A 22,227-nucleotide genomic window follows, 5' to 3' on the forward strand; every position below is an offset into this window, starting at 1 on the left:
GAGCCGTGTTCCCAATGGATGTGTGGTTTGCTGTACTCACAGCCTTTGGTTTTGCCTTGATGGGTATTTGCGCCACTGTGTTATCTCGCTACCTGTACCAGCGGCCACGGCTGGTAAATGGGCTAAACGTGGGCGCAGGCCTCACCTTCGTCGCATCTGGTGTTTCGATTGCGGCTTTGAGCCAGAGATAGTGGGTGGGGGAAAGCGGCGGGGCCTTGGATGAGCCCCGCGTTGTCCAGGCAATGAGCTTTCGCCACAATGCGCTCCGATCAAGTGCTAACCAGCAACCCACGTAGCAGCAACTTGAGCGCGTCAGTCGCACTCCTGAAACGTGCAGATGCTTGATCCCCGTCGGCGATCCAGAAGCTGGCTTCAGACAATCTGCCATAGATCAGCAATGCCAACCGTGTATGCCTATGATCCCCTGTATGGCATACCCGCGACCCGTGTTGATGCAACCTTCGCTGATGCCTATGCCGGCACGCGGGGCATCAGTTTCAAGCGGATCGACGGCAGCTTCCACTTCGTCATGCTGGATCAACCCCAGGCGTTCGCCGAGGCAGTGGTCGATTTCCTCGGTCGCTGAGTTTTGCTAGCGCTTGGCCGATCATCAATGCGCAGCCGTCGGCAGCATGCCTGAGCGTTGGGCGTTGTGTGCGGCTTCAATCAACTGCAGGTTGCGATTGCGCAGCGCGTGGTTGGCCCCGACACGCAGGTTGGAACGCAGCGCCAGCGTCTCTGCCTGTTCAAACTGCCCTTGCTGCAGGCGCAGAACGCCAAGGTAGTGCAAGGTTGCCGGGTTGTTCGGCTGGATGTGCAGCGCGCGCTCAAGCGTTGCCGCAGCCTGGTCCAGTTGGCCGTCGGCATACTGCTGCGAAGCCGTTTCGATCAGCACGGTCGATGCCGTATTGCTGCGTGCAGGCGCAGAGCGCTCGCCGGCCAGCGCGTGAGTTGTTGCCCCTACGCTCAACAACAAAAGCAAGGCTGGCAGGGCAGGTGTGCTGGGCATTGGCAGTGAACTCGACAGGTCTTTGGCAAGCCGCTCGCGGGTAAGGGGCGAGGGGTCGCTATAGACCGCGAACCCGGGATGAAGTTCAAGCGTGGGCGGCGCACTGCCGCCGCTCCCGCCCCTGGGCTGGGCAACATCTGTTCGGTTACCGCCCATAACCGCTTCCAGGCACCTCAAGCCTGCGCCGGCACCTCCGATAGCAGCACACCCACCGTCGAATCATCGACCAGAAGTGGTGCCAACCAGGAGTACTGCCCGCATGCTTGCCAACCTGAAGATACGTACCGGAATGTTCTGGGTATTGTCGCTGTTCAGCCTGACCTTGCTGTTTTCTACCGTGAGCGCCTGGTGGGCAGCTGTGGGCAGTGACCAGCAGATCACCGAACTGGACCAGACCGCACACCAGTCGGACCGGTTGAACAATGCGTTGCTCATGGCGATTCGTTCCAGTGCCAATGTGTCCTCGGGTTTCATCGAGCAGTTGGGTGGCCATGACGAGAGCGCAGGCAAGCGCATGGCGCTGTCGGTCGAGCTGAACGACAAGAGCCAGAAGCTGGTCGACGAATTTGTCGAAAGCGCGCGCGAGACCGCCCTTCGCACACTGGCTATCGAGCTGCAGGCTACCTTTGCCGAGTACGCCAAGGCAGTGGCGGGGCAGCGGGAAGCGACCCGCCAGCGTTCGCTGGAGCAGTACTTCAAGGTCAACAGCGACGCCGGCAATGCCATGGGCCGGTTGCAGGCGTTGCGTCAGCAACTGGTTAGCGCACTGAGTGAGCGGAGCCAGCAGATCATGCTTGAGTCCGACCGGCGCCTGGCCCGCGCGCAATGGTTGAGCCTGGGCCTGCTGGGTGTGACCTTGCTGTTGGCAGCGCTGTGCTGGGCCTTCATTGCCCAGCGGGTACTGCACCCGTTGCGTGAAGCCGGTCGGCATTTCCAGCGCATTGCCGGTGGCGACCTGAGCGTGCCGGTGCAAGGCCAGGGCACTAACGAGATCGGCCAGCTGTTCCATGAGCTGCAACGCATGCAGCAGAGCCAGCGCGATACCCTTGGGCAAATCGACCACTGCGCCCGGCAGCTGGACGCTGCTGCCACGGCTTTGAACGCAGTCACCGAGGAAAGCGCCAACAACCTGCGCCAGCAGGGGCAGGAGCTGGAGCAGGCCGCTACCGCCGTGACCGAAATGACCACGGCTGTGGAGGAGGTTGCACGTAATGCCATCACCACTTCGCAGACCACCAGTGAGTCCAACCAGCTGGCCGCACAAAGCCGTCGTCAGGTCAGCGACAACATCGACGGCACCGAGGCCATGACCCGCGAGATCCAGACCAGCAGTGCGCACCTTGAGCAGTTGGTCGGGCAGGTACGGGATATCGGCAAGGTGCTGGAGGTGATCCGCTCGGTGTCGGAGCAAACCAACCTGCTGGCGCTCAATGCCGCCATCGAGGCCGCCCGCGCAGGTGAGGCCGGCCGTGGCTTCGCGGTGGTGGCGGATGAAGTGCGCACATTGGCCTACCGCACACAACAGTCGACCCAGGAAATCGAGCAGATGATCGGCCGCGTGCAGGCCGGTACCGAGGCCGCGGTGGCTTCGATGCAAGCCAGTACCAACCGTGCCCAGTCGACGCTGGACGTGACCCTGGCCTCAGGGCAGGTGCTGGAGGGCATCTACAGTGCGATCGGTGAAATCAACGAGCGCAACCTGGTCATTGCCAGTGCGGCCGAAGAGCAGGCCCAAGTGGCGCGGGAGGTGGACCGTAACTTGCTGAACATTCGTGAGCTGTCGAACCACTCGGCGGCGGGCGCACAGCAAACCAGCGAAGCGAGCAAGGCGCTGTCGGGGTTGGTCGGGCAGATGACAGCGCTGGCGGGCAGGTTCAGGTTGTGACGTTCAGTGCAGGGTGCGCCTGTATGCAGACGCGGGCTTGCCTACAAGGGGCTGCACAGCAGCCCCGGCAATACAACTCAGCCTGGCTGCGCCACCAGGCTGTTGCTGACGTTGCGGCCCAGCACCAACACCGTGACAAAGCCGCAGCCTACCAGCGCCGTGGCCAGGCTCAGCAGCACCGCTGTGCCCATATGGTCGACCACCTGGCCGCCGAAGAACGAGCCCACGGCAATGATCACCTGGAACATGGCCACGAACAGCGGCATGCCACGCTCGACATCCTTGGGGGCTACGACAAACATCCAGATGTTGGCGCAGGCCGGGAACGCACCGAAGGCGAAGCCCCACAGTGCGATCAGCATCGCGGCGCCGGTCATGCCGGTGGCGAAGTGCGGGAACAGGGCAGTGCTGACGGCAATCATCAACGCGACCAGCATCAGGGTATGCCGCACGCTGCGGTTGGCTGCAAAGCCGGCGAAGATGTTACCCATGAAGCCGGCCACACCATACAGCAGCAACAAGGAGCCGATCGTAGGCCCGTCGAACCCGGCATTTTGCTTGAAGAACGGTGCGACATAGGTGTACGCGGCAAAGTGCGCCAGGCCAATCAGCAACACGGCGATCAAGCCGACCCGTGCTTGCGGGTTGATGAACAGCGCCGGCAGGTCGCTGATGCGAATGGCCTTTTCCGGCATCAGCCGCGGCAGCAGGAACACTTGGGCCAGCAGCACAGGCACACCCACCAGTGCGGTCACCAGGAAGGTCATGCGCCAGCCCATCAGGCCACTGAGCCAGGTGCCCACGGGTACACCCACGACGGTTGCCAGGGTTACGCCAGCCATGATGATGGAGTTGGCCTTGGCCACGCCCATGCCATCAGGTGCCAGTCGGCCGCTGAGGGCAATGGCGGTCGCCCAGAAACCACCAATGCTCACACCCAGCAGCACGCGGCCGACCAACAACAGGTTGAAGTCGCCGGCATAGGCCACGATCGCGTTGGCGATGATCATGATCAGTGTCAGGCCGATCAGCAGGTAGCGTCGGTCCAGCGCACCCACGCCGACGGAAATCAGGGGGGCGGCCAATGCGGCCATGATGCCGGGCAGGGTCACCATCAGGCCGGCAAGGCCGGCACTGATGCCCAGGTCGCTGGCCACATCGTTGAGCACCCCCACCGGGAGGAACTCACTGGTGACCAGGGCGAAGGCACCCACGGCGACCGAGAGGATTGCCAGCCATTGCTGCAGGACACTCTGTTGACTATGTTCGGGAAGGCCGCGAGGGGCCTGGCGGTTGCTTGGCATGGGTTTGGTTCCATGAGGGATATCGCCTGTAGCAGGCGCAGGAGCGGGGGGATTTGCAGGGGATTATAGGGACGGCCTTGTCAGGACGACAGGCAGGCCGCTTGATAGTAAACATCAGCGCAATCGATGAAACACCGTGAGCAGAGCGCTTGCAATGGCAGTGTCACTGTAGGCAGTTGTTGCGGAACCTGGGAATGCTGCGGGTAGGGCAGCATTCGGAAAAAGGCTGCCCGCCTGGTCCGGTGTGTTATGGCGACACCAGCACATCACACTGCGATTCGTTCAGTACATGCTTGGTGACGCTACCCACCAACAGCTCCTCCAGCGCGCTAGTACCCTGCTTGCCGACCACGATCAGGTCGCATTCCAGCTCCTGTTCCTGTTCGGCAATGCGCCAGCCAGGGTCGCCATGCACCACGATCTGCCGTGCATCGGGCATGCCGGCTGCCTGGCTCAGGGCGGCGAGCTGTGTCACAGCATCCTTGCGGATCACATTGCGGTAATGGGTGAGGGTGTCGTGGTCGATATGAGCGAAGCGCACGCTGCTTTCGAACGGTGCTTCGTACACATGTAACAGAATGATCTCGGCCTGTGGGGCAATACGCCTGGCCAACTCGATGGCGCGCAGCGATACGGGGGAAAAGTCGACGGGAACCAGCACGGTGCGGTAGGCATCACGAGGGGCAGGCTTGACCACCAGCAAAGGGCAGGGCATGCGGTTGAGCATTTTCTGCACGGTCGAGCCCAGCAGCAGGCGCCGGGCCACGCTTTGGCCCCTGGCGCCGCACACCAGCAGGCTGCTGTGCTTGTCCTGTACCACCCGGGTGATTTCCGTGGTCACCGAGCCGCTGGCAACCTGCACACCTGCAGAGATGTCGTAGCGCTGGAACAGCATGGCGGCCAGCGCATGGATTTTTTCTCCGGCGCTATCCAGTACGCGCTTCAACAGGTCGTCGTCAGGCACTACCAACTGCTTCAGGCGCTCGAAGGGCGCCGGGTTGGCAACGTAGAGCAGGTCAAGCGAGGCCTGTTGCGCCTTGCTCAGGTAGGCGGCGCGCTCCGCAGCGTTGCGGGCATAGGGGGACAGGTCGGTGGCAACCAGTATGTGTTTCAGCGGGTTCATGTGGGGCTCCTTGTCCAAGGTCGCGCACAAGGGTCAAGGGTGAACCTTGAGCACTGTGCGCCTGGCGGTGCTTGAGTCATTCCGTGCTTGCGACCATCGTCGCGCGAACCCGGCGTGAGGGCTTGATGTGTGTCAATGGAATGGAGAAGCCCCAGCGCAATGAGGTCGGCCGGGTGCCCGGAAACGAACTTCGGTGCGATCACGGCAATCAGCACGCAGCCAGGTGCAGCGTTCAGCACTTGGGTCAGTTGTGGCCCCAGGGTGCGGTTACGCAGCATTAGAAAACCCAGTGCCGATGGAGAAGATCAAGCTGACCACCGAGCTGCCGGTGTAGCCGAACAGTTTGTGATGCCAGGTATCACGACAATATATTTATCCTTATCAACTTCAGGCCCTAGCATCTGTCGTCCGCCATCACCCATCCTCATGAGGTCTTGATGAACAGTCCGCTCTTCGTACACCAACGTACCGCAGCCTTGCTTCTGCAGCACTGGCACAGCGGTGACCTGCTGACGGAGCTGCCCGCCAGCCTCAGGCCCGAGACGCTGACGCAAGGCTACGACAGCCAGGACCAGTTGTTTGCTGCCGCCGCTGGCCCGCGCGCCGGGTGGAAGCTGGGTGTCGGCAGCCCCGCGGGCATGCGTGCAGCCAATTTGTCCCGGCCCCTGATTGGCCAGCTGGAAGCCAAGCGCTGCCACGCAAGCGGTGCTCACATCGCACTGCCTGCTGTAACGCCCGTCACTGTCGAATGCGAGGTCGCCTTCGTGCTTGACCGTGATATCCCCCCGCAAGCCGGGCGGGTACCGGTCAGTGAAGATATCCGCGCCACCTGCGTCACGTTCGAAGTGGTGCGTTCGCGTTTCGTTGACCGCAAGGCTGTAGGCTGGCCGAGCTTTGTCGCGGACAACGTCGGGTTTGAAGCACTGGTGGTCAGCGACAGCCTGGGCGCAGGTATCGACATACCACTGTTGGCCGAACTGGCGCAGACCACCGAGGTTTACGTGGACGGCGAATGTCGGGCGCGGGGTTTGTCTGGCGATGCGGCAACCGATCCGCTGGTATCGCTGGCTCACCTTTATGCCCACGCCGCCGAGCGTGGGCAGACCTTGAAGGCGGGTGATGTGGTGACCACCGGGGCGATGTGCCAACCGTTCGACCTGAATGGAACCGGGCATCAGGTCAGTGCCAGGTTCCTTGGCCAGACGTTGTCGTTCACCCTGTAACGGCCGACCACTGTTCGAATGCCGCCTGCATCCGCTGCCGTTTCAAGCGAGCTGACCGGGGCCGACAGACCTTGCGAGCGCTCGATCAGTGGCGGTTCGTTGAATGAGGGTATTCAGCCTTTACCGTGCCTGATGAGCGCCCGCGCAATTTTGCATGAGTCAGCTTGATGCTTTCCTTTAGCAGTACTAATACTAAAGAACTGCCGAAGAGGGATGATCATGCAGACGCGCTTCGTTGTGGTTCCTGCCGTGCCGCTCCAGAAAGAAATCTACCCACGCCGCCTCGGCTTTCCTGCCGTGTTGGGGGAGGGCTACGACCTTTATGACACGCAAGACAAGATGCGCCTGAGCCTCAACTTCCCGACCCGGGCTGCGGCGGAGTTCGAGTGCCTATGCCGTAACCGCTGCCCAGAAACAGATGAGGGGGGTATTGCCGGCCTTGGTTGATGCCGGTGAGCCGCGCATGGCATCAATCTGCCGTGATGGCGCAACCAGAAAGCTCTAACGTGCGGCCTGCCATTCAATAGTCACAAAGCTGTAACACAGCTGATGCAAAGTGTGCCGGCCATCACACGGAGCACATTTTGATGAAACGCCTGATGAAGTCTGCTGCACTCGCTGTTGCCGTTTCCCTCTGCGCCACTTCGGCAGCCTTTGCTTCCGAAAACGTTCGCCTGACCGGTTCCGGTGCCAGCTTCCCTGCACCCATCTACCTGACCTGGTTCAAGGACTTCAGCAAGAACACCGCTGGCGTCACCGTTGATTACCAGTCCAAGGGGAGCGGGGCGGGTGTACAGGACTTCCTGAACAAGACCGTCGACTTCGCCGCCAGCGACTCGGCCATGAGCGAAGCAGACATTGCCAAGGTTGGCGAAGGCGTGCAGTTGCTGCCAATGACCGCCGGTGAAATCGTGCTGGCTTACAACCTGCCGGGCAACCCTAAAGGCCTGAAGCTGCCGCGCGATGTGTACTCCAACATCTTCCTCGGCAAGATCACCCAGTGGAACGACCCGCAAATCGCTGCGGCCAACCCTGAGCTGAAGCTGCCTGCCACCCCGATCACCGTGGTGGTACGTGCCGACTCCAGCGGTACCACCGCCGTCTTCACCAAGCACCTGTCGGCCATCAACGCTGACTTCAAGCAAGGGCTGGGTGAAGGCAACACCGTTAACTGGCCGGCCACTGACAAGTTCATCAAATCGCCGAAAAACGATGGCGTAACCGCCACCGTCCGCCAGACCCCAGGCGCCATCGGCTACATCGAGTACGGTTTTGCCAAGCTGGCCAAGGTCGACTTCGCCGTGCTGCAGAACAAGGCTGGCCAATACGTCGTGCCGAACGCCGAGAGCGGTGCCGAAGCACTGGCTGCGGTGAACATGCCGGAAAACCTGGTGGCCTGGCTGCCAGACCCGACCGGTGCCAAGTCCTACCCGATCACCTCCTACACCTGGATGATCTTCCGCAAGGACAACGGCAACCCGGCCAAGGCCAAAGCCATGCGTGAAATGGTCGAGTACAGCCTGACCAAAGGCCAGACCATCGCCGATTCGATGGGTTACATCCCGCTGCCACCGTCGGTTGTCGACCAGGTGCGCAAAGCGTCGGCCAACATCCAGTAATACCCAGGCGCTCCCGGTATGGCAGTGAAGCCGTGCCGGGCGTGTTTGTCCCTTGTCCCGGAATTTGCCCATGAACACACCCTTTGCCATACCGGATAACCCCGACTCCGCGTGCCAGCCACCGTCAGCGAAAGACTTCCTGGTTGATCGCACCTTCCGTGCGCTTGCACGCATTGGTGTGGTGCTGGTACTGGCGCTGGTCGTCGCGCTGGTCTACGAAGTGGGCCGCAAGGCACTGCCAGGCATTGAAAAACACGGTTTTGACGTGCTGTTCGGCAGCGTCTGGGATGTTAATCAAGGCAAGTACGGTATTCTGCCAGCGATCTGGGGCACGCTTTACAGCGCCTTCATCGCACTGTTGATCGCCGGTTTCTTCGGCGTCAGCATGGCCATTTTCCTCACCCAGGATTTCCTGCCGGCACGGCTGGCTGCCGTGTTCCGCACCATTGTCGAGTTGCTCGCCGCCATCCCCAGCGTGGTTTATGGCCTGTGGGGCATCTACGTCGTTATCCCGGCCATCCGCCCGTTGACCACCTGGTTGAACAGCGAGCTGGGCTGGATCCCGTTTTTCGGCACTTCCTTGAGTGGGCCTGGCCTGCTGCCTGCGGCGCTGGTGTTGGCCATCATGATCCTGCCGACCATTGCCGCCGTTTCCCAGGATGCGCTTACCAGCGTGCCGATGAAAACCAAGCAGGCGGCCTACGGCATGGGGACTACCCACTGGGAAGCCATCCTCAAGGTGATGGTGCCATCCGCCGCCACCGGCATTTTCGGTTCGCTGGTGCTGGGCCTGGGCCGTGCCCTGGGTGAAACCATGGCGCTGGCCATGCTGGTCGGCAACGCCAACACCATTTCCGTGTCCCTGTTCGCCCCGGCCAACACCCTGGCGGCGCTGTTGGCGCTGAACTTCCCGGAAGCCGGCCCGAACGAGGTCGAAGTACTGATGTACGCCGCACTGGTGCTGATGTTCATCACCCTGCTGGTGAACGTGCTCGGCTCGATGATCATGCTCTACGCCCAGCGGGGTAACAAATAATGACTGACCTCAGCACCCCAACAACTGCTTTGCCCAGCCTGCAGCGCAAGCTGGAAGGCCGTGCCCTGCGCAGCCTGATACTGACCACGCTGGCCTGGGTTGCGGCGCTGGTGGCCAGCGTACCGCTGATTTCCGTGCTTTACATGCTGGTTACCCGCGGCGGTGCACGCCTTAACCTGGAAGTGTTCACCGAGCTGCCGCCCACCGGCTTCGAGATGGGCGGTGGCTTCGGCAACGCCATGGCCGGTACCTTCGTCATGGTCGGTATCGCCGCAGCCATCGCGGTGCCGGTTGGCATCCTGGCAGCGGTATTCCTGGCCGAGCTCGGGCCGGACAGCAAGCTGGCCAACGCCGCGCGCTTTGCCGCCAAAATGCTCACCGGCCTGCCGTCGATCCTGGCCGGTGTATTCGCCTACGCCCTGGTGGTGATGACCACCGGTACCTATTCGGCGCCGGCAGGTGGCGTGGCACTGGCGGTACTGATGCTGCCGATCGTGGTGCTGACCGCCGAAGAGTCGATGAAGATGGTGCCCAAGATCATGAAAGATGCGGCCTACGGCATGGGTTGCACCCGTGCACAGGTGATCTGGAAGATCGTCTTGCCCACCGGCCTGCCTGCCATCCTGACCGGCGTCATGCTGGCCGTGGCCCGCGCCGCTGGCGAAACCGCGCCACTGCTGTTCACCGCGCTGTTCAGCAACTACTGGATTTATCACGACGGCAGCCTGGCGGTCATGAACCCCACGGCCTCGCTGGCCGTACTGATTTACAACTTCTCCGGCATGCCGTTCGACAACCAGCTGGAGCTCGCCTGGGCGGCCTCGCTGGTACTGGTGATGATCGTGCTGGTAATCAACATTCTTAGCCGTGTTTTCGGCAAGCCCAAGTATTGAGAAAGGGAGCATCCAAACTTGAACGTATCCACTGCGCAAAAGGCCGCTCCCGTGGTCAACGAAACCCCCATCGTCATGGACTGCAAGCTGGACAAGATCTTCTACGGCAACTTCATGGCCGTACGCGACAGCCATGTGCCGATCCGCAAGAACGAGATCACCGGCTTCATTGGGCCATCCGGCTGCGGCAAGAGTACCGTGCTGCGTAGCCTCAACCGCATGAACGACCTGGTAAAGGGCTTCCGCTTCGAAGGGCATGTGCACTTCCTGGGCCAGGATGTCTACGGCAAGGGCGTCGACCCGGTAGTCGTGCGCCGCTACATCGGCATGGTGTTCCAGCAGCCCAACCCGTTCTCGATGAGCATTTTTGACAACGTCGCGTTCGGCCTGCGCCTGAACCGCTACAAGGGCGACCTGGGTGACCGCGTGAAGCACGCCCTGCAAGGCGCCGCCCTGTGGGACGAAGTAAAGGACAAGCTCAAGGTCAGCGGCCTGTCCCTGTCCGGCGGCCAGCAGCAGCGCCTGTGCATCGCGCGCGCCATCGCCACCGAACCGGAGGTGCTGCTGCTGGACGAGCCGTGCTCGGCACTCGACCCGATCGCTACCCGCCGCGTGGAAGAGCTGATGGTCGAACTGAAGAAGGACTACACCATCGCGCTGGTAACCCACAACATGCAGCAGGCGATTCGTGTCGCCGACACCACCGCGTTCTTCTCGGTCGATATCTCCCAGGGTACCCGTACCGGTTACCTGGTCGAGATGGGCCCGACCACGCAGATTTTCCAGAACCCGCGTGAACAACTGACTGCCGACTACATCAGCGGCAAGTTCAGCTGATCACTTTTCAAGGTGGCCGGGCGTTGCAGCCAGGAAGGGTGCAACGCCCGGCCGCGTTACCTTCCGTTAAAGTGTTACCCGGGATTTCCAATGCCAGCGATGCGTCGTCTTGATCTGTCAGCGGTAGAGCGCGCACTGCGCGAGGTGCAAGGCCGCTTTGCCGAACTCAGCCAGCATTTCACCGAACCGAGGGACCCGTTCACCGACGAGGTGCTGCTGAATGTGCTTGAAGGCTATGCCCTGATTGACGACTATGTCGCTCGCGGTATCGACCTGTTCGACCTGCAACAGCTGAACCTGATGCTGGAAATCAATGCCACCGTGCTGTGCGGCAGCGACCCGGCCCGCCGCCTGGAGTTCGCCCCCCACCTGGCTGCAACCGAGGCGCACTTTTTCAACAACGTCGAAGGTGGCATCAAGGATTTGTACAACTGGTACTGCGCGTACCGCAGCGATTCGGTCTGGAAGCGGGCTGCCGGTGTGTATGTACGTATCCTCAGCAAGCCGCAGCTGTTCATCGAAGGCAACAACCGCACGGGCTCGCTCATTGTCAGCTATTTGCTGATGCGTGCCGGGCTGCCGCCATTCGTGCTGTCGCTGGATAACGCCGAGGGTTACTTCAACCCGTCCTCGGTCATTCGCAACTCCGCCAAACACGGTGTCAAGGCTTTGTACGAACTACCCAAAATCAAGAAAAAGTACGCCGCTTTCCTTGAAGCGAAGGCGCCTGAGCTCGGCAAATTCTTCCTGAGCGGTACGTCCGTGCATGCCTGCGAGAGGAGCCGCTGATGCTTCGTTCGTCCATGCTCCAGCGCGGGCGCCAAGCCATCGAGCGCAAGCTCAAACGTGGCCAGGTACGCATTTCCTTCGATATCGACGACACGCTCGCCTGCCTGCCTGAGCACGCTGACGCCGAGGACAGCAAGCTGCCGGGCTTCGTGCACCGCTGGTTGGGCGAACCCCTGCGCAGTGGCACGCGTTCGCTGATCCGCGACCTGCGCCGCCAGGGTTGCAGCATCTGGATCTATACCTCCTCGGGGCGCACCCCGGCCTACATTCGCCGCTGGCTGATGCTGTATGGCATCCATGTCGATGGCGTGGTCAACAGCGACCGGCACCAACACATCCTGGCCCAGAAAGGCCTGGAGAATTCCCCCTCGAAGTTACCCTCGGCGTTCGATATCGACCTGCATGTCGATGACTCCGAAGGTGTGCGGCTGGAAGGTGTCGACCATGGTTTTCGTGTGGTGGTGGTGTGCCCGAAGGATGAGCACTGGGCCCAGAAGGTGAAGGACGCGGTCGTCGATGTGCAGGCACGGCTGGCCTGGCAGCAACCGCACCGCTACCAAATGCCACTGCGCCAGCGTTCGCAGGCGCTTGCTTCCTGAGCACACGTTAATGGGGCCGCAAAGCGGCCCCAGTTCGTTCAGCCGTACTGATACCAGCCGGTTATTCTTGCGTACACCGTAAGTCTTGCATCCCGGTCCCATCAGGTTGCGCTTCCAAATCATCACGCCTCACGAGCCGATCTAAAGCATCCACCACCCCGCCCCAAAGCAGCGTATCTGGCAATTTGCCCTGTTCTGATAATCGCCTCCGACATCCAGTCCCCTGTTTGGAGCGCGCCATGTACAACAACAATAAGCACCTGCCGCCTCGTTTCCTCGCCGCCGCCATCGCCAGCTTTTCTGCCCTGGGCCTGAGTGGCGTCGCCGAAGCCGAGATCATGCTGTACGACAAAGACCAGACCACCTTTTCCACCGACGGCTACATCAATGCCTTCTACGTCAATAGCAAGGTCGACCGCGAAGGCGAGCAGTTCGATCGCCGCCAGTCGCGGGTGAAAATGGGCTTCTTGCCCAACTACCTGGGCTTCAACATGGGCAAGCAGGTGGATGACCTGAAGCTCGGCGCACGTGCCTCGTTCTGGGTCACCATCAACGACAGTGAAACCAACGGCACCGACACCGCCATCGACGTGCGCCAGTTCTACGGCACCGTGGCCAATCCCGAATGGGGCGAGGTGCTGATCGGCAAGGACTTCGGGCTGTTCGCCCGTTCCAACATCCTGCTCGACGAACTGCTGGCCGGCTACGGCCAGGTCAGTGACACCTTGGGGCTGGTGGACGGCGGCGGGGTGTCGTTCGGCAACATCGGCAGTGGCTACCCGTACCCGTTCCCCACCTCGCAGATCACCTACCGCACCCCGGTAATGGACGGCCTGCGCGTGGCGGTAGGCATCATGGACCCGGTGGACACCAACGACAGCAGCCCGACCGGCAAGGCCTACCAGGAAAACCCGCGTACCGAGAGCGAGATTACCTACCAGTTCGACCTGGGCGGGGCGCAGATCTACAGCTGGGTCAACGGCAGTTACCAGACCTCCGACAACACCGACTCGACGGTGGAGACGATCACGTCCAAAGGTGTTGGCTATGGCGTGCAGGCGAAGATGGGCGGGCTGTCGCTGACCGGCTCGGGGTTCCAGGCCAAGGGTATCAACCCGTTCTTTACCAACAATGCCGGCGAACCGGTCTTGCGTAACGTCGACAGTGACGGCTACCTGTTGCAGGGTTCGTACAAAGTCGGCAAGAACCGCATTGCCTTGTCGTATGGCAAGACCAAGGACGACGGCAACGGTGCGGTGGGCAGCGGGGCGGACTACGAGACCCGTGGCGTGGCACTGTTCCATGACGTCAACGACAACCTGAAGCTGGTGGCCGAGTACAACCAGTTTTCCATCGATGGGCATGACACCAGTGCGCAGAACGAAGACACCGATACCTTTGCAGTGGGTGCGGTGTTGACCTGGTAGGCACCCGGGGCCGCAAAGCGGCCCCAACATTTACGCCCATGGAACCGCCCACCCGCTACCCAAGTAGCATTCGTCCCCCGCAAACACCTTCGTACACTGACCCCTCAGCCACCCCGCGCCGGAGACCCCAATGCAGCAGGCTCAAAACGACGGTGTGGTCAGCGCCATGTCCCAGGCCACCGACGCCCGGTTGGCCGCCCAGGACCTGGCGCGGCAATTGCTGCACCCGCACCTGGGTTTCGTGCTGTTCTTCTGTTCCGCCGAATACGACTTGCAGGCCTTGGGCGAGGCCCTGGAGCAAGGTTTCGGCGGCATCCGCCTGGTCGGCTGCACCAGCGCCGGCGAAATCACGCCGCAGGGCTACGGCCGTAATTGCGTCACAGCCGTAGGCTTTGATCACCGGCACTTTTCTATCGCCACTGCGCTGATCGATGAAATGGAGCGCTTCAGCCTGATCGACGCCCAGCAGATGGTCGAGCGCCTGGTCGGCACCTGCCGCAGCAATACGTTAGCCCCCATCAAGGGCCACAGCTTTGCCCTGACCTTGCTCGACGGCCTGTCCAGCCGCGAGGAAATGGTGCTTGCCGCGCTCAGCGCGGCGTTAGGTGACATTCCGCACTTCGGGGGCTCTGCCGGTGACGACAACTACCTGACACGCACCCATGTGTACTACGGCGGCGCCTTTCACAACGGGGCGGCTGTGGTGGTGCTGGTCAACACCTGGCTCGATTTTGAAGTGTTCACCACGCACCACATTTTGCCGCGTCAGGAAAAACTGGTCGTAACCGGCGCTGATAGCGCCCAGCGCCGGGTCTTTGAACTGAATGCCGAGCCCGCAGCCGAAGAATACGCCCGCCACATCGGCGTACCAGTGGCTGCGCTCGACCATCGGGTGTTCGCCGCCCACCCGCTGGCTGTACGTATGCACGACCAGTACTACGTGCGAGCGATCCAGCAGGTGCACCAGGACCTGAGCCTGAGTTTTTACTGTGCAGTGGAAAACGGCATCGTGCTTACGGCCATGACCCCGGGCCCGCTGTTGCCTAACCTGCACCAGCTGTTCGACGGCCTGCGCCAGCGCCTCGGGCCGCTGTTGCTGACCATTGGTTGTGATTGCTTCCTGCGGCGGCTGGAACTGGAGGCCCGGCATGGCCTGGAACCGGTCGGCGCGTTTCTGCGTGAGCAGCGGGTGATCGGCTTCAACACCTACGGAGAACAGTTCAATGGCATGCACATCAACCAGACCTTCACCGGGGTCGCCATTGCCCGCAACCGGCCTCCTGTCGGGCGCTGAGCTGCAGGCCGAGGTCACCCGGCTGCAGCACGAAAACCACAAGCTGCAGCGGATCAACGGTGCGTTGATCGAACGCATCGAGTCTGGAGTAACGCGGGGCAACGACCCCTATGCGGCGTTCCAGCACTCGGTGGTGCTGGCCGAGCAGGTGCGTGAACGCACCGATGCCCTGAACCAGGCCATGGCCGAGCTCAAGGCCGTCAACCGCCTGCTCAGCGAGGCCCGACAGCGGGCCGAGACCGCCCATCAGCACCAGATTCGCCTGATTACCGATAATGTTCCGGCGCTGATCGCTTACCTGAACGCCGATCTGGTCTACGAGTTCACCAACAAGGTGTATGAAGAATGGTATTGCTGGCCCCACGGCGTAATGCTTGGCCAGAGCCTGCGCGAGGCCCACAGCGAACAGCATTACCAGCGCCTGGAAGCCTATGTGGCGCGGGCGTTGGCGGGGGAGAGCGTCACCTTCGAATTTGCCGAAACCAATATCAATGGCCAGGAACGCTACATGCTGCGCTCCTACGTGCCGAACCGCCTGGCCAGCGGCGAGGTGGTGGGCATCTTCGTGTTGATCCGCGACATTACCGAGCGGCGCAACACTGCCCAGGCGCTGCACCAGGCCTATCAGCACCTGGAGCAGCGGGTGCGCGAACGCACCGCCGAACTGACCAGCCTCAACGACCAGTTGCTGCGTGAAATCGAAGAGCGAAGCCAAGCCGAGGCTCGCCTGCGCGAGGCCAAGCGCGAGGCCGAACAGGCCAACTTGTCGAAAACCAAGTTCCTCGCAGCGGTCAGCCACGACCTGCTGCAACCGCTGAACGCGGCGCGGCTGTTCACCAGCGCATTGCTGGAGCGCCGCGACCCGCAAGACAGTGCCCACCTGGTACGTAACGTCAGCAACTCGCTGGAAGATGTGGAGAACCTGCTCGGCACCCTGGTGGACATTTCCAAGCTCGATGCCGGGGTGATCAAAGCCGATGTCGCCCCGTTTGCCCTGCGCGAACTGATGGACAACCTTGCTGCCGAATACGCACAGGTGGCGCGCAGTGAAGGCCTTGAACTGCATTTCGTGGGCTGTTCGGCGGTGGTGCGCAGTGACATCCAGCTGCTGGCGCGGATCCTGCGTAACCTGCTCAGCAATGCCATTCGCTACACCCGCAGCGGGCGTGTGGTGCTGGGCTGCCGGCGCCTGCGTGGCGGCCTGCGGATCGAAGTGTGGGACAGTGGCATCGGCATTGCCGAAGAGCACCTGGACGACATGTTCCAGGAGTTCAAGCGCGGTGATGTGCAGCGTCCGGACCAGGACCGCGGGTTAGGCCTGGGCCTGGCGATTGTAGAAAAGATCGCCGGCATCCTTGGGCATCGGATACGGGTACGTTCATGGCTTGGCAAAGGCTCGGTGTTCGCCGTCGAAGTGCCACTGAGCACCACTGCGCCCAAAACCCAGCCGAGCCAGGTGGTCAGCGAGCCAATGCTCGAACGCCTGCGCGGGGCGCGGGTGTGGGTGCTGGATAACGACGCGGCGATTTGCGCCGGCATGCGCACCTTGCTGGAGGGGTGGGGCTGCCGGGTGGTCACGGCGCTGTCGGAGGAAGACCTGGCACGCCAGGTGGACAACTACCATGCCGAAGCCGACCTGCTGATAGCCGATTACCATCTGGACAACGACTGCAACGGTGTCGACGCCGTGGCGCGGATCAATGCCCGGCGTACCCAGCCGTTACCGGCGCTGATGATTACCGCGAACTACAGCAACGACCTCAAGCAGCAGATTCGCGAGCTGGGCCACACCCTGATGCACAAGCCGGTGCGGCCGATGAAGCTCAAGACGGCGATGAGTCACCTGCTGGCCGGCAGCATGACATAGCCGCTGGCCTCTTCGCGGGCTCGCCCGCGAAGAGGCCAGAACAGGCTAACGCCGCAGGTAGTCGGCAAAATCGATATCCCCGGCACTGAGAATGGCCTGCACCCGGTTATGCACATTGAGCTTGCGCAAGATCGCCGAAACATGCGCCTTCACCGTGGTTTCGGCGATGTCCAGCGTATAGGCAATCTGCTTGTTCGACTCACCCTTGGTCATGCGCTCCAGTACCAGCAGCTGCTTGCGGGTCAGGGCCTGGAGCATTTCCGGCGGGAAGCTCGGCGCCTCGTTGTGGCGCCGGCTGGTGTTGCTTTTCTGGGCGCGGATGATGTCGGGCGGCAGGTAGACATTGCCGTTGAGGATCTGCTCGATCGCTTCGATCATCTGCGAACGGGGCGAAGACTTGGTAATGAAACCCACGGCACCGTAGGTGATGGCCTGCAGCACGATCTGCTTTTCCTGCTCGGCCGAAACGATCACCACCGGGGTGGTCGGCGCCTCGTTGCGCAGGGTAATCAGCCCGTTAAGGCCATGCATGCCGGGCATGTTCAGGTCGAGCAGGATCAGGTCGAGGTCGTCGTGCGCCTGGGTCAGGGCCAGGGCGCTGTCCAGGTCGGCGGTTTCCATGACCTCGCTGCCCTGGAAGCCATCGCTGATGACGTTGTGGATGGCTTCGCGAAACAGCGGGTGATCGTCGGCAATCAAAATTTTGTACATGGCCTTTTCACCTTGTTTTTATTGGAGGGGGCGGGGCACGCATTTACAGGCAGTTCAGGGAAAGGGTACAGGTTGCGCTGGCTGCAGCGGCAGGTTGGCCTGCTGCCAGGCGTCCAGGCCGTCGCGGTACCAGTACAGGTTGTTGTAGCCCAGGGCTTTAGCGCGTTTTACCGCGTTCCAGCTTAACCAGCAATCGGAGCGGCAATAAAAAACCAGGGGGTGCTCCGGGTGCCCGGCAGTGGCTTTTTGCAGGTTGCGCACGAAGTAGTCCTGCCAGGCCGGGCTCAGCTCGCCGTCGCCGGTGTTGGCCAGCCAAAGGCTACCCGGGAGGTTGGCGTGCGGTTCGTCTTCGATGAATTGGCCTTGCAGCCATTGGCGGCGATAGACGTCGATCAGTACTGGCCTGGGGCTTTGTGCCAGCAGGTTTTGCAGCGTGGCGGTGTCGATGACTTGGCCGCCCTCGACCTGTTGCGGGGTCGGGCTGCGGTAGAGGGTGGCGCGGTAGCCTTCGGCGGAAAACAGCGGGGTGGTGTCGGCCTGGGCGATACCCAGTGACAGACACAGCGAAAGGGCAGCCAGCAAAGGGCGCGGGGCACGTGGCATGGTTTTATCCTTTTTGTTATAGGCCCATTACATGCCAGTGGTGGTGTGTTGTGAATGCGACGATCAGACAGCAAAGGCAGTACTAAAGTAGTAGGCACTGCTCAGGAAGATGGGGCCATAAAGCAGCCCCAGGCAGGAGGCTTCAGCGCGGCTTGCGCAGCGCGGCATGCTGAGGGTTGAAAGTGAGTATCGCCAGCAGGGTGAACAGCACGGTCAAGCCAAGGCATACAGCCAGTGCCAGCAGGTTCAACCGCTCATACAGGGCGAACCGCACCAGCTCCACGGCATGGGTGAACGGGTTCACCGCACACAGCCAGTACAGCCACTGGCTGGCCTCGCGCATTTTCCACAGCGGGTACAAGGCCGACGACAGGAAAAACAGCGGGAAAATCACGAAGTTCATCACCCCGGCAAAGTTCTCCAGCTGGCGGATCGCGTTCGACAGCAGCAGCCCCAGGGCACTGAGCATCAACGCTACCAGCAGCATTGCCGGCAGCGCCAGCAGCAGGCCCGCCGCTGGCGGCTGTACGCCGTACAGCCAGGCGATGGCGAGGAAGGCATACACCTGCAGCAGGGAAATCAACGCGGTCGCCAACAGCTTGCTGCCCAGCAGGAACGGCCGTGGCAACGGGCTGGTCAGCAGCACGCGCATGCTGCCCATCTCCCGGTCATACACCATCGACAGCGAGCCCTGCATGCCATTGAACAGCAAGATCATGCAGGCCAGGCCCGGGATGATGTACACCTCATAGGGAATGTAGGTGTCGTAGGGCTCGATGATGGCAATGCCCAGGGCCGCACGAAACCCGGCGGCGAACACCAGCAACCACAGCAGCGGACGCACCAGCGCACTGAGCAGGCGCGTGCGCTGCATCACGAAGCGTAGCCATTCGCGCAGCATGATGCCGTTGAAACATTGCCAGTAAGCGTTCATTGGGCATTGGCTCCTGAGGGCGCGCTGGTCAGCCGGGCAAAGGCATTGTCGAGGTCGCCACCGTGCTCCAGGCTCAGGGCGTCGGCGGTACCGCGTGCTACCAGGCGGCCTTGATGCAGAATCAGCAGGTCATCGCTGGGCTGGACCTCGTCCAGCAGGTGGGTGGTCCACAGCACGCTGAGCTGCTGCTCGCGGCACAGCCGCCGCACGTGCTGGTTGAGGGCCAGGCGGCTGGCCGGGTCGAGGCCGACACTGGCTTCGTCAAGCAGTAGCAGGCGTGGTTCGTGCAGCAGGGCGCGTGCAATCTCCACCCGGCGCCGATGGCCGATATTCAGCGCACGAACACGCTCATGCCGACGTTCGCCCAGGCCTTGACGGGCCAGTTCGGCGTCGACCCGTTGGCTGCCCTGGCGCCGCGACAGGCCATGCAGCGCCGCGTGGTAGCGCAGGTTCTGTTCAACGGTCAGGTCCAGGTCGAGGGTGCTTTGCTGAAACACCACGCCCATCTGGCGCAAAGCCGGGCGTGCGGCGTTGCGCAGCGAGCAGCCGCCTACGCGGATGTCGCCGTGCTGCAGGTCGTACAGGCGTGTAAGCAGGGCGATAAGTGTCGATTTGCCGGCCCCGTTGGGGCCCAGCAATGCGGCGAATCGCCCTGGCGCCAGGCTGAACCCGACCTGTTTGAGTGCCGCGCGCTGGCCGTAGGCAAAGCTTACGTCGCTGACGTCGAGGGCGTTCATGGTGTGACCACCACACCCCAGGGGTAGCGCCCGACCTTCACCGACTTGAGCACTTTGAGGTTTTTCGCATCGATGACCGAAACATCGCCGCTGACGCCGTTGGTGGCCAGCAACTGGCTCTGGTCCGGGGTGAACGCCAGCTGCCAGACACGCCGCCCGACCAGCAGGTAGTCGAGCACCTCGTAGGTGTTGGCATCGATCACCGCCACATGGTTGGCCGGGCCCAGGGCGACGAAGGCGTACTTGCCATCGGCGCTGAGCTTGATGCCCACCGGCTGGACCTTGTCCGGGTGTACGCCCTTGATCTGGAAGTTAAGGGTTTTGAGTACCTGGCGCGTGGCCACGTCGAGAATGGTCACCGTGCCGCCGATTTCCGCCGATGCCCACAGCCGCGAGCCGTCCTTGTTGAACTCGACGAAGCGTGGCCGCTGATCGACCAGGGTGCTGTCGGCCAGGGTCTGGGTGCTGGTGTCGATCCAGTGCAGCATGTTGGTGGTTTCGCTGGTGTTGACTGCCCATTTGCCGTCAGGGCTGACCGCCATGCCTTCGGGTTCGATGCCAACGTCGATCTGCCCCAGCACCTTGTCGGTGACGGTGTCGATCACTGTCACCAGCGCGTCGTCCTCGTTGGACACGTACAGCCAGCGGTCGTTGGGGTGCAAGGCGAACTGCTCGGGGTCCTTGCCGGAGGGCAGCTCCTTGATGATCGTGCGGGTGGCCACGTCCATCACCTGCACCCGGTCCGAATCGCTGGCGCAGATGTACAGCAGTTTGTTGTCGTGGGACAGCAGCAGGCCGCGCGGGCGCTGGCCGACCGGCAAGGTGTCGGTGACTTCAAGCGTTTGCATGTCGATCAGGCTGAGGCTGTTGTCTTTCTCGTTGGAGACCCAGGCAGTGGCAGCCATGGTGTGCCCGCTGGCCAGTGCCAAGGCGGCCGATAGCAGGCTGGGGCAAAGCAGGGCCCTGTGAAAGAGGCGGCGCATGGCGAATTCCTTATTGTTGTGGTGATCGGGTCAGGGGTAGCTGCAGGTCACTTCGGGCCTGTCGTAGCCCAGGCTGTCCATTTCGTTGAAGGGGTGCAGGAAACCTTCCTGCGGTGAGGTGCTGACCAGGGCGCGCGGCTGTACCAGCGGTATTGGCTGGCGCAGTTCGCCGTTCCACGGGCGGTAGCTGAGCTTGCGGCCCTTGAACCCGTCCAGCGGCCACTGTTCGCTGAGCAGCAGTTGCTGCAACGCACGTGCTTCGGTCTGGCGCAGTTTGCTGACTGCACTGGCGACGCTGCGCACGGCCATCCAGGCGGCGAAATCGCGGTCGTTCATCCAGCGCCCGGCCTGGGCTTCGAAGCGTTTTTGCAGCTGCGCGGCGCCGAAGGTTTCCACGGTCTTGTGCCAGCCGGTGGGGGTCAGCCCCTGGGTGCCTGCCACCGGGCGCGGGTACCAGGTCTGGTAGGGCAGGTACTCGCCGAAGTCGCCGCGTTCGTCCGCCACAAGCACCACGTCGTATTCGGCGGTTTGCGTGAACAGCGGCATGTCGGCCTGGGCGCTGCGGCGCTGGTCGTTGTCGAAGGTCCAGGCTTTTTCTGCAACCAGCTGCATACCAAAGCGCTTCATCGCCCTGCGCAGGGCGGCGGCGTACGCCTGGTCGTCTTCGGTCTGGCCGACCACCAACAGTGCCCGCTGCCATTTGCGCAATACCATGAACTGCACCAGGGCGTCGGCCAGCATGGCCCGGCTCGGCAGGCTGTGCAGCACATTGCCCAGGCACTGGCTGCTGCGCAAGCTGTCGTCGGGGCTGCCGGCGTTGAACAGCAGGCTGTCGGGCAGGGCGGCAGACAAGGCGCGCAGGCTGGCGGCCGGGGCATTCACCACGAACAGCCGCAGGCCTTGGTCGTGCTGGGCCTTGGCCGCCTGCAGCAAGGCTTCGGGGCTGTCTGCCGTGGCCTTGGCCAGCTGGAATTGCTGCTTCAGGAAGCGCCCCGTGCTGTTGCTGTCGACAATCGCCAGCTCCGCGCCTTGCAGCCCGGCATCGGCAGGCTCGGGGATGATGTTGGACAACAAAGGGCCTGGGTCGGGGCGATAGCTCAGGTAGCCGATGCGTACCTGCAAGGGTTCTTCGGCGGGTACCAGCGGTGCGCACAGCGCTGCGGCCAGGGCCAGCAGGCAGGTCAGGGCAAGAGGGGCAGGCTGGCGCATAACTTACTCCACGGCAGATGGCGCCAGCATAGGAAGCCCACCGGGAGGGGGAAATATGCAGAAAGTAGCGCCCGGCCGGTACCAAGGTAGTAATTCGGCGTAGGTGCTGCGGCTTTACGATGGGAAACACGATGGGCTACAACGC

General features: G+C 62.3%; 22 protein-coding genes and 3 pseudogenes. 14 read left to right on the forward strand and 11 right to left on the reverse strand.

The features are described 5' to 3' along the window. Window positions 1-191 (forward strand): annotated as a pseudogene (locus PM2_RS31375) (LysE family translocator); the annotation flags it as partial. A 78-nt stretch (window positions 192-269) separates the two neighbouring features. Here the strand turns inward: PM2_RS31375 and PM2_RS31865 are convergent. Beyond that, window positions 270-458, reverse strand: a complete 189-nt coding sequence (locus tag PM2_RS31865; protein WP_353511475.1) for a TetR family C-terminal domain-containing protein — start codon at window positions 456-458, stop codon at window positions 270-272. On the opposite strand from PM2_RS31865, the pseudogene PM2_RS03845 reads away from it, so the two are divergent. After that, window positions 404-586, forward strand: a pseudogene (locus PM2_RS03845) (alpha/beta fold hydrolase); the annotation flags it as partial. The gene PM2_RS31865 and the pseudogene PM2_RS03845 overlap by 55 nt on opposite strands. Window positions 587-610: 24 nt before the next feature. Here PM2_RS03845 and PM2_RS03850 read toward each other — a convergent pair. Continuing rightward, window positions 611-1,009 carry a tetratricopeptide repeat protein gene (locus PM2_RS03850; RefSeq protein ID WP_016714326.1) on the reverse strand — a complete coding sequence of 133 codons (399 nt, stop codon included), beginning with the start codon at window positions 1,007-1,009 and terminating at the stop codon, window positions 611-613. A 259-nt stretch (window positions 1,010-1,268) separates the two neighbouring features. On the opposite strand from PM2_RS03850, the gene PM2_RS03855 reads away from it, so the two are divergent. Further along, the gene (locus PM2_RS03855) at window positions 1,269-2,894 is read left to right on the forward strand and encodes a methyl-accepting chemotaxis protein (protein ID WP_028698705.1); all 1,626 of its coding nucleotides are present in this window, start codon (window positions 1,269-1,271) and stop codon (window positions 2,892-2,894) included. A 77-nt stretch (window positions 2,895-2,971) separates the two neighbouring features. Here the strand turns inward: PM2_RS03855 and PM2_RS03860 are convergent, their stop codons facing one another. The 3 genes and pseudogenes from PM2_RS03860 to PM2_RS29715 form a co-directional block, all read right to left on the reverse strand. Further along, entirely contained in the window at window positions 2,972-4,198 is a 1,227-nt protein-coding gene (locus PM2_RS03860) for an MFS transporter (RefSeq protein WP_016714324.1), read from the reverse strand. Window positions 4,199-4,445: 247 nt separating this feature from the next. Further along, on the reverse strand, window positions 4,446-5,321 hold the full coding sequence (locus PM2_RS03865; protein WP_016714323.1) for a universal stress protein: 876 nt from the start codon (window positions 5,319-5,321) through the stop codon (window positions 4,446-4,448). Between the two features lie 146 nt (window positions 5,322-5,467). Next, window positions 5,468-5,614, reverse strand: a pseudogene (locus PM2_RS29715) (AzlD family protein); the annotation flags it as partial. 144 nt (window positions 5,615-5,758) lie between these two features. On the opposite strand from PM2_RS29715, the gene PM2_RS03870 reads away from it, so the two are divergent. The 11 genes from PM2_RS03870 (at window position 5,759) to PM2_RS03920 (ending at window position 16,905) form a co-directional block, all read left to right on the forward strand. Further along, window positions 5,759-6,544, forward strand: a complete 786-nt coding sequence (locus PM2_RS03870) for a 2-keto-4-pentenoate hydratase (protein ID WP_016714322.1) — start codon at window positions 5,759-5,761, stop codon at window positions 6,542-6,544. Between the two features lie 213 nt (window positions 6,545-6,757). Then, window positions 6,758-6,991, forward strand: a complete 234-nt coding sequence (locus PM2_RS03875) for a hypothetical protein (protein ID WP_016714321.1) — start codon at window positions 6,758-6,760, stop codon at window positions 6,989-6,991. 140 nt (window positions 6,992-7,131) lie between these two features. After that, a complete protein-coding gene (gene pstS / locus PM2_RS03880) occupies window positions 7,132-8,163 on the forward strand; it encodes a phosphate ABC transporter substrate-binding protein PstS (RefSeq protein ID WP_016714320.1) in 1,032 nt (343 codons plus the stop codon). Window positions 8,164-8,233: 70 nt separating this feature from the next. Continuing rightward, on the forward strand, window positions 8,234-9,199 hold the full coding sequence (gene pstC / locus PM2_RS03885; protein ID WP_016714319.1) for a phosphate ABC transporter permease subunit PstC: 966 nt from the start codon (window positions 8,234-8,236) through the stop codon (window positions 9,197-9,199). Further along, a complete protein-coding gene (gene pstA / locus PM2_RS03890; protein WP_016714318.1) occupies window positions 9,199-10,092 on the forward strand; it encodes a phosphate ABC transporter permease PstA in 894 nt (297 codons plus the stop codon). The genes pstC and pstA overlap by 1 nt, the downstream gene beginning before the upstream one ends. 75 nt (window positions 10,093-10,167) lie before the next feature. Continuing rightward, window positions 10,168-10,929 (forward strand): phosphate ABC transporter ATP-binding protein PstB, encoded by a 762-nt coding sequence (gene pstB / locus PM2_RS03895; protein WP_042131386.1) that lies wholly within the window; start codon window positions 10,168-10,170, stop codon window positions 10,927-10,929. 90 nt (window positions 10,930-11,019) lie between these two features. Continuing rightward, window positions 11,020-11,718 (forward strand): hypothetical protein, encoded by a 699-nt coding sequence (locus PM2_RS03900; RefSeq protein WP_016714316.1) that lies wholly within the window; start codon window positions 11,020-11,022, stop codon window positions 11,716-11,718. After that, entirely contained in the window at window positions 11,718-12,317 is a 600-nt protein-coding gene (locus PM2_RS03905; protein WP_016714315.1) for a trehalose-phosphatase, read from the forward strand. Before PM2_RS03900 ends, PM2_RS03905 begins: the two co-directional genes overlap by 1 nt. Window positions 12,318-12,556: 239 nt before the next feature. Beyond that, window positions 12,557-13,744 carry a porin gene (locus tag PM2_RS03910; protein ID WP_016714314.1) on the forward strand — a complete coding sequence of 396 codons (1,188 nt, stop codon included), beginning with the start codon at window positions 12,557-12,559 and terminating at the stop codon, window positions 13,742-13,744. A 130-nt stretch (window positions 13,745-13,874) separates the two neighbouring features. Beyond that, complete coding sequence (gene nosP / locus PM2_RS03915) at window positions 13,875-15,038, forward strand: nitric oxide-sensing protein NosP (RefSeq protein ID WP_016714313.1); 1,164 nt, start codon at window positions 13,875-13,877, stop codon at window positions 15,036-15,038. Continuing rightward, window positions 14,968-16,905, forward strand: coding sequence for a PAS domain-containing hybrid sensor histidine kinase/response regulator (locus tag PM2_RS03920; RefSeq protein WP_371059008.1), 1,938 nt, complete (start codon window positions 14,968-14,970; stop codon window positions 16,903-16,905). Before nosP ends, PM2_RS03920 begins: the two co-directional genes overlap by 71 nt. A gap of 45 nt (window positions 16,906-16,950) precedes the next feature. On the opposite strand, the gene PM2_RS03925 is transcribed toward PM2_RS03920, so the two are convergent. The 6 genes from PM2_RS03925 to PM2_RS03950 form a co-directional block, all read right to left on the reverse strand. Further along, entirely contained in the window at window positions 16,951-17,616 is a 666-nt protein-coding gene (locus PM2_RS03925) for a response regulator transcription factor (RefSeq protein ID WP_016714311.1), read from the reverse strand. 54 nt (window positions 17,617-17,670) lie between these two features. After that, entirely contained in the window at window positions 17,671-18,219 is a 549-nt protein-coding gene (locus PM2_RS03930) for a PQQ-dependent catabolism-associated CXXCW motif protein (RefSeq protein ID WP_016714310.1), read from the reverse strand. A 142-nt stretch (window positions 18,220-18,361) separates the two neighbouring features. Beyond that, window positions 18,362-19,153, reverse strand: a complete 792-nt coding sequence (locus tag PM2_RS03935) for an ABC transporter permease (protein ID WP_016714309.1) — start codon at window positions 19,151-19,153, stop codon at window positions 18,362-18,364. Then, a complete protein-coding gene (locus tag PM2_RS03940) occupies window positions 19,150-19,890 on the reverse strand; it encodes an ABC transporter ATP-binding protein (protein WP_016714308.1) in 741 nt (246 codons plus the stop codon). The genes PM2_RS03935 and PM2_RS03940 overlap by 4 nt, the downstream gene beginning before the upstream one ends. Continuing rightward, window positions 19,887-20,873 carry a YVTN family beta-propeller repeat protein gene (locus tag PM2_RS03945; protein WP_016714307.1) on the reverse strand — a complete coding sequence of 329 codons (987 nt, stop codon included), beginning with the start codon at window positions 20,871-20,873 and terminating at the stop codon, window positions 19,887-19,889. The genes PM2_RS03940 and PM2_RS03945 overlap by 4 nt, the downstream gene beginning before the upstream one ends. Window positions 20,874-20,903: 30 nt before the next feature. Then, window positions 20,904-22,082, reverse strand: a complete 1,179-nt coding sequence (locus PM2_RS03950) for an ABC transporter substrate-binding protein (protein WP_016714306.1) — start codon at window positions 22,080-22,082, stop codon at window positions 20,904-20,906. Window positions 22,083-22,227: the final 145 nt, after the last annotated feature.

It is taken from the genome of Pseudomonas monteilii NBRC 103158 = DSM 14164 (genome assembly GCF_000730605.1).
GTDB classification, from domain to species: domain Bacteria; phylum Pseudomonadota; class Gammaproteobacteria; order Pseudomonadales; family Pseudomonadaceae; genus Aquipseudomonas; species Aquipseudomonas monteilii.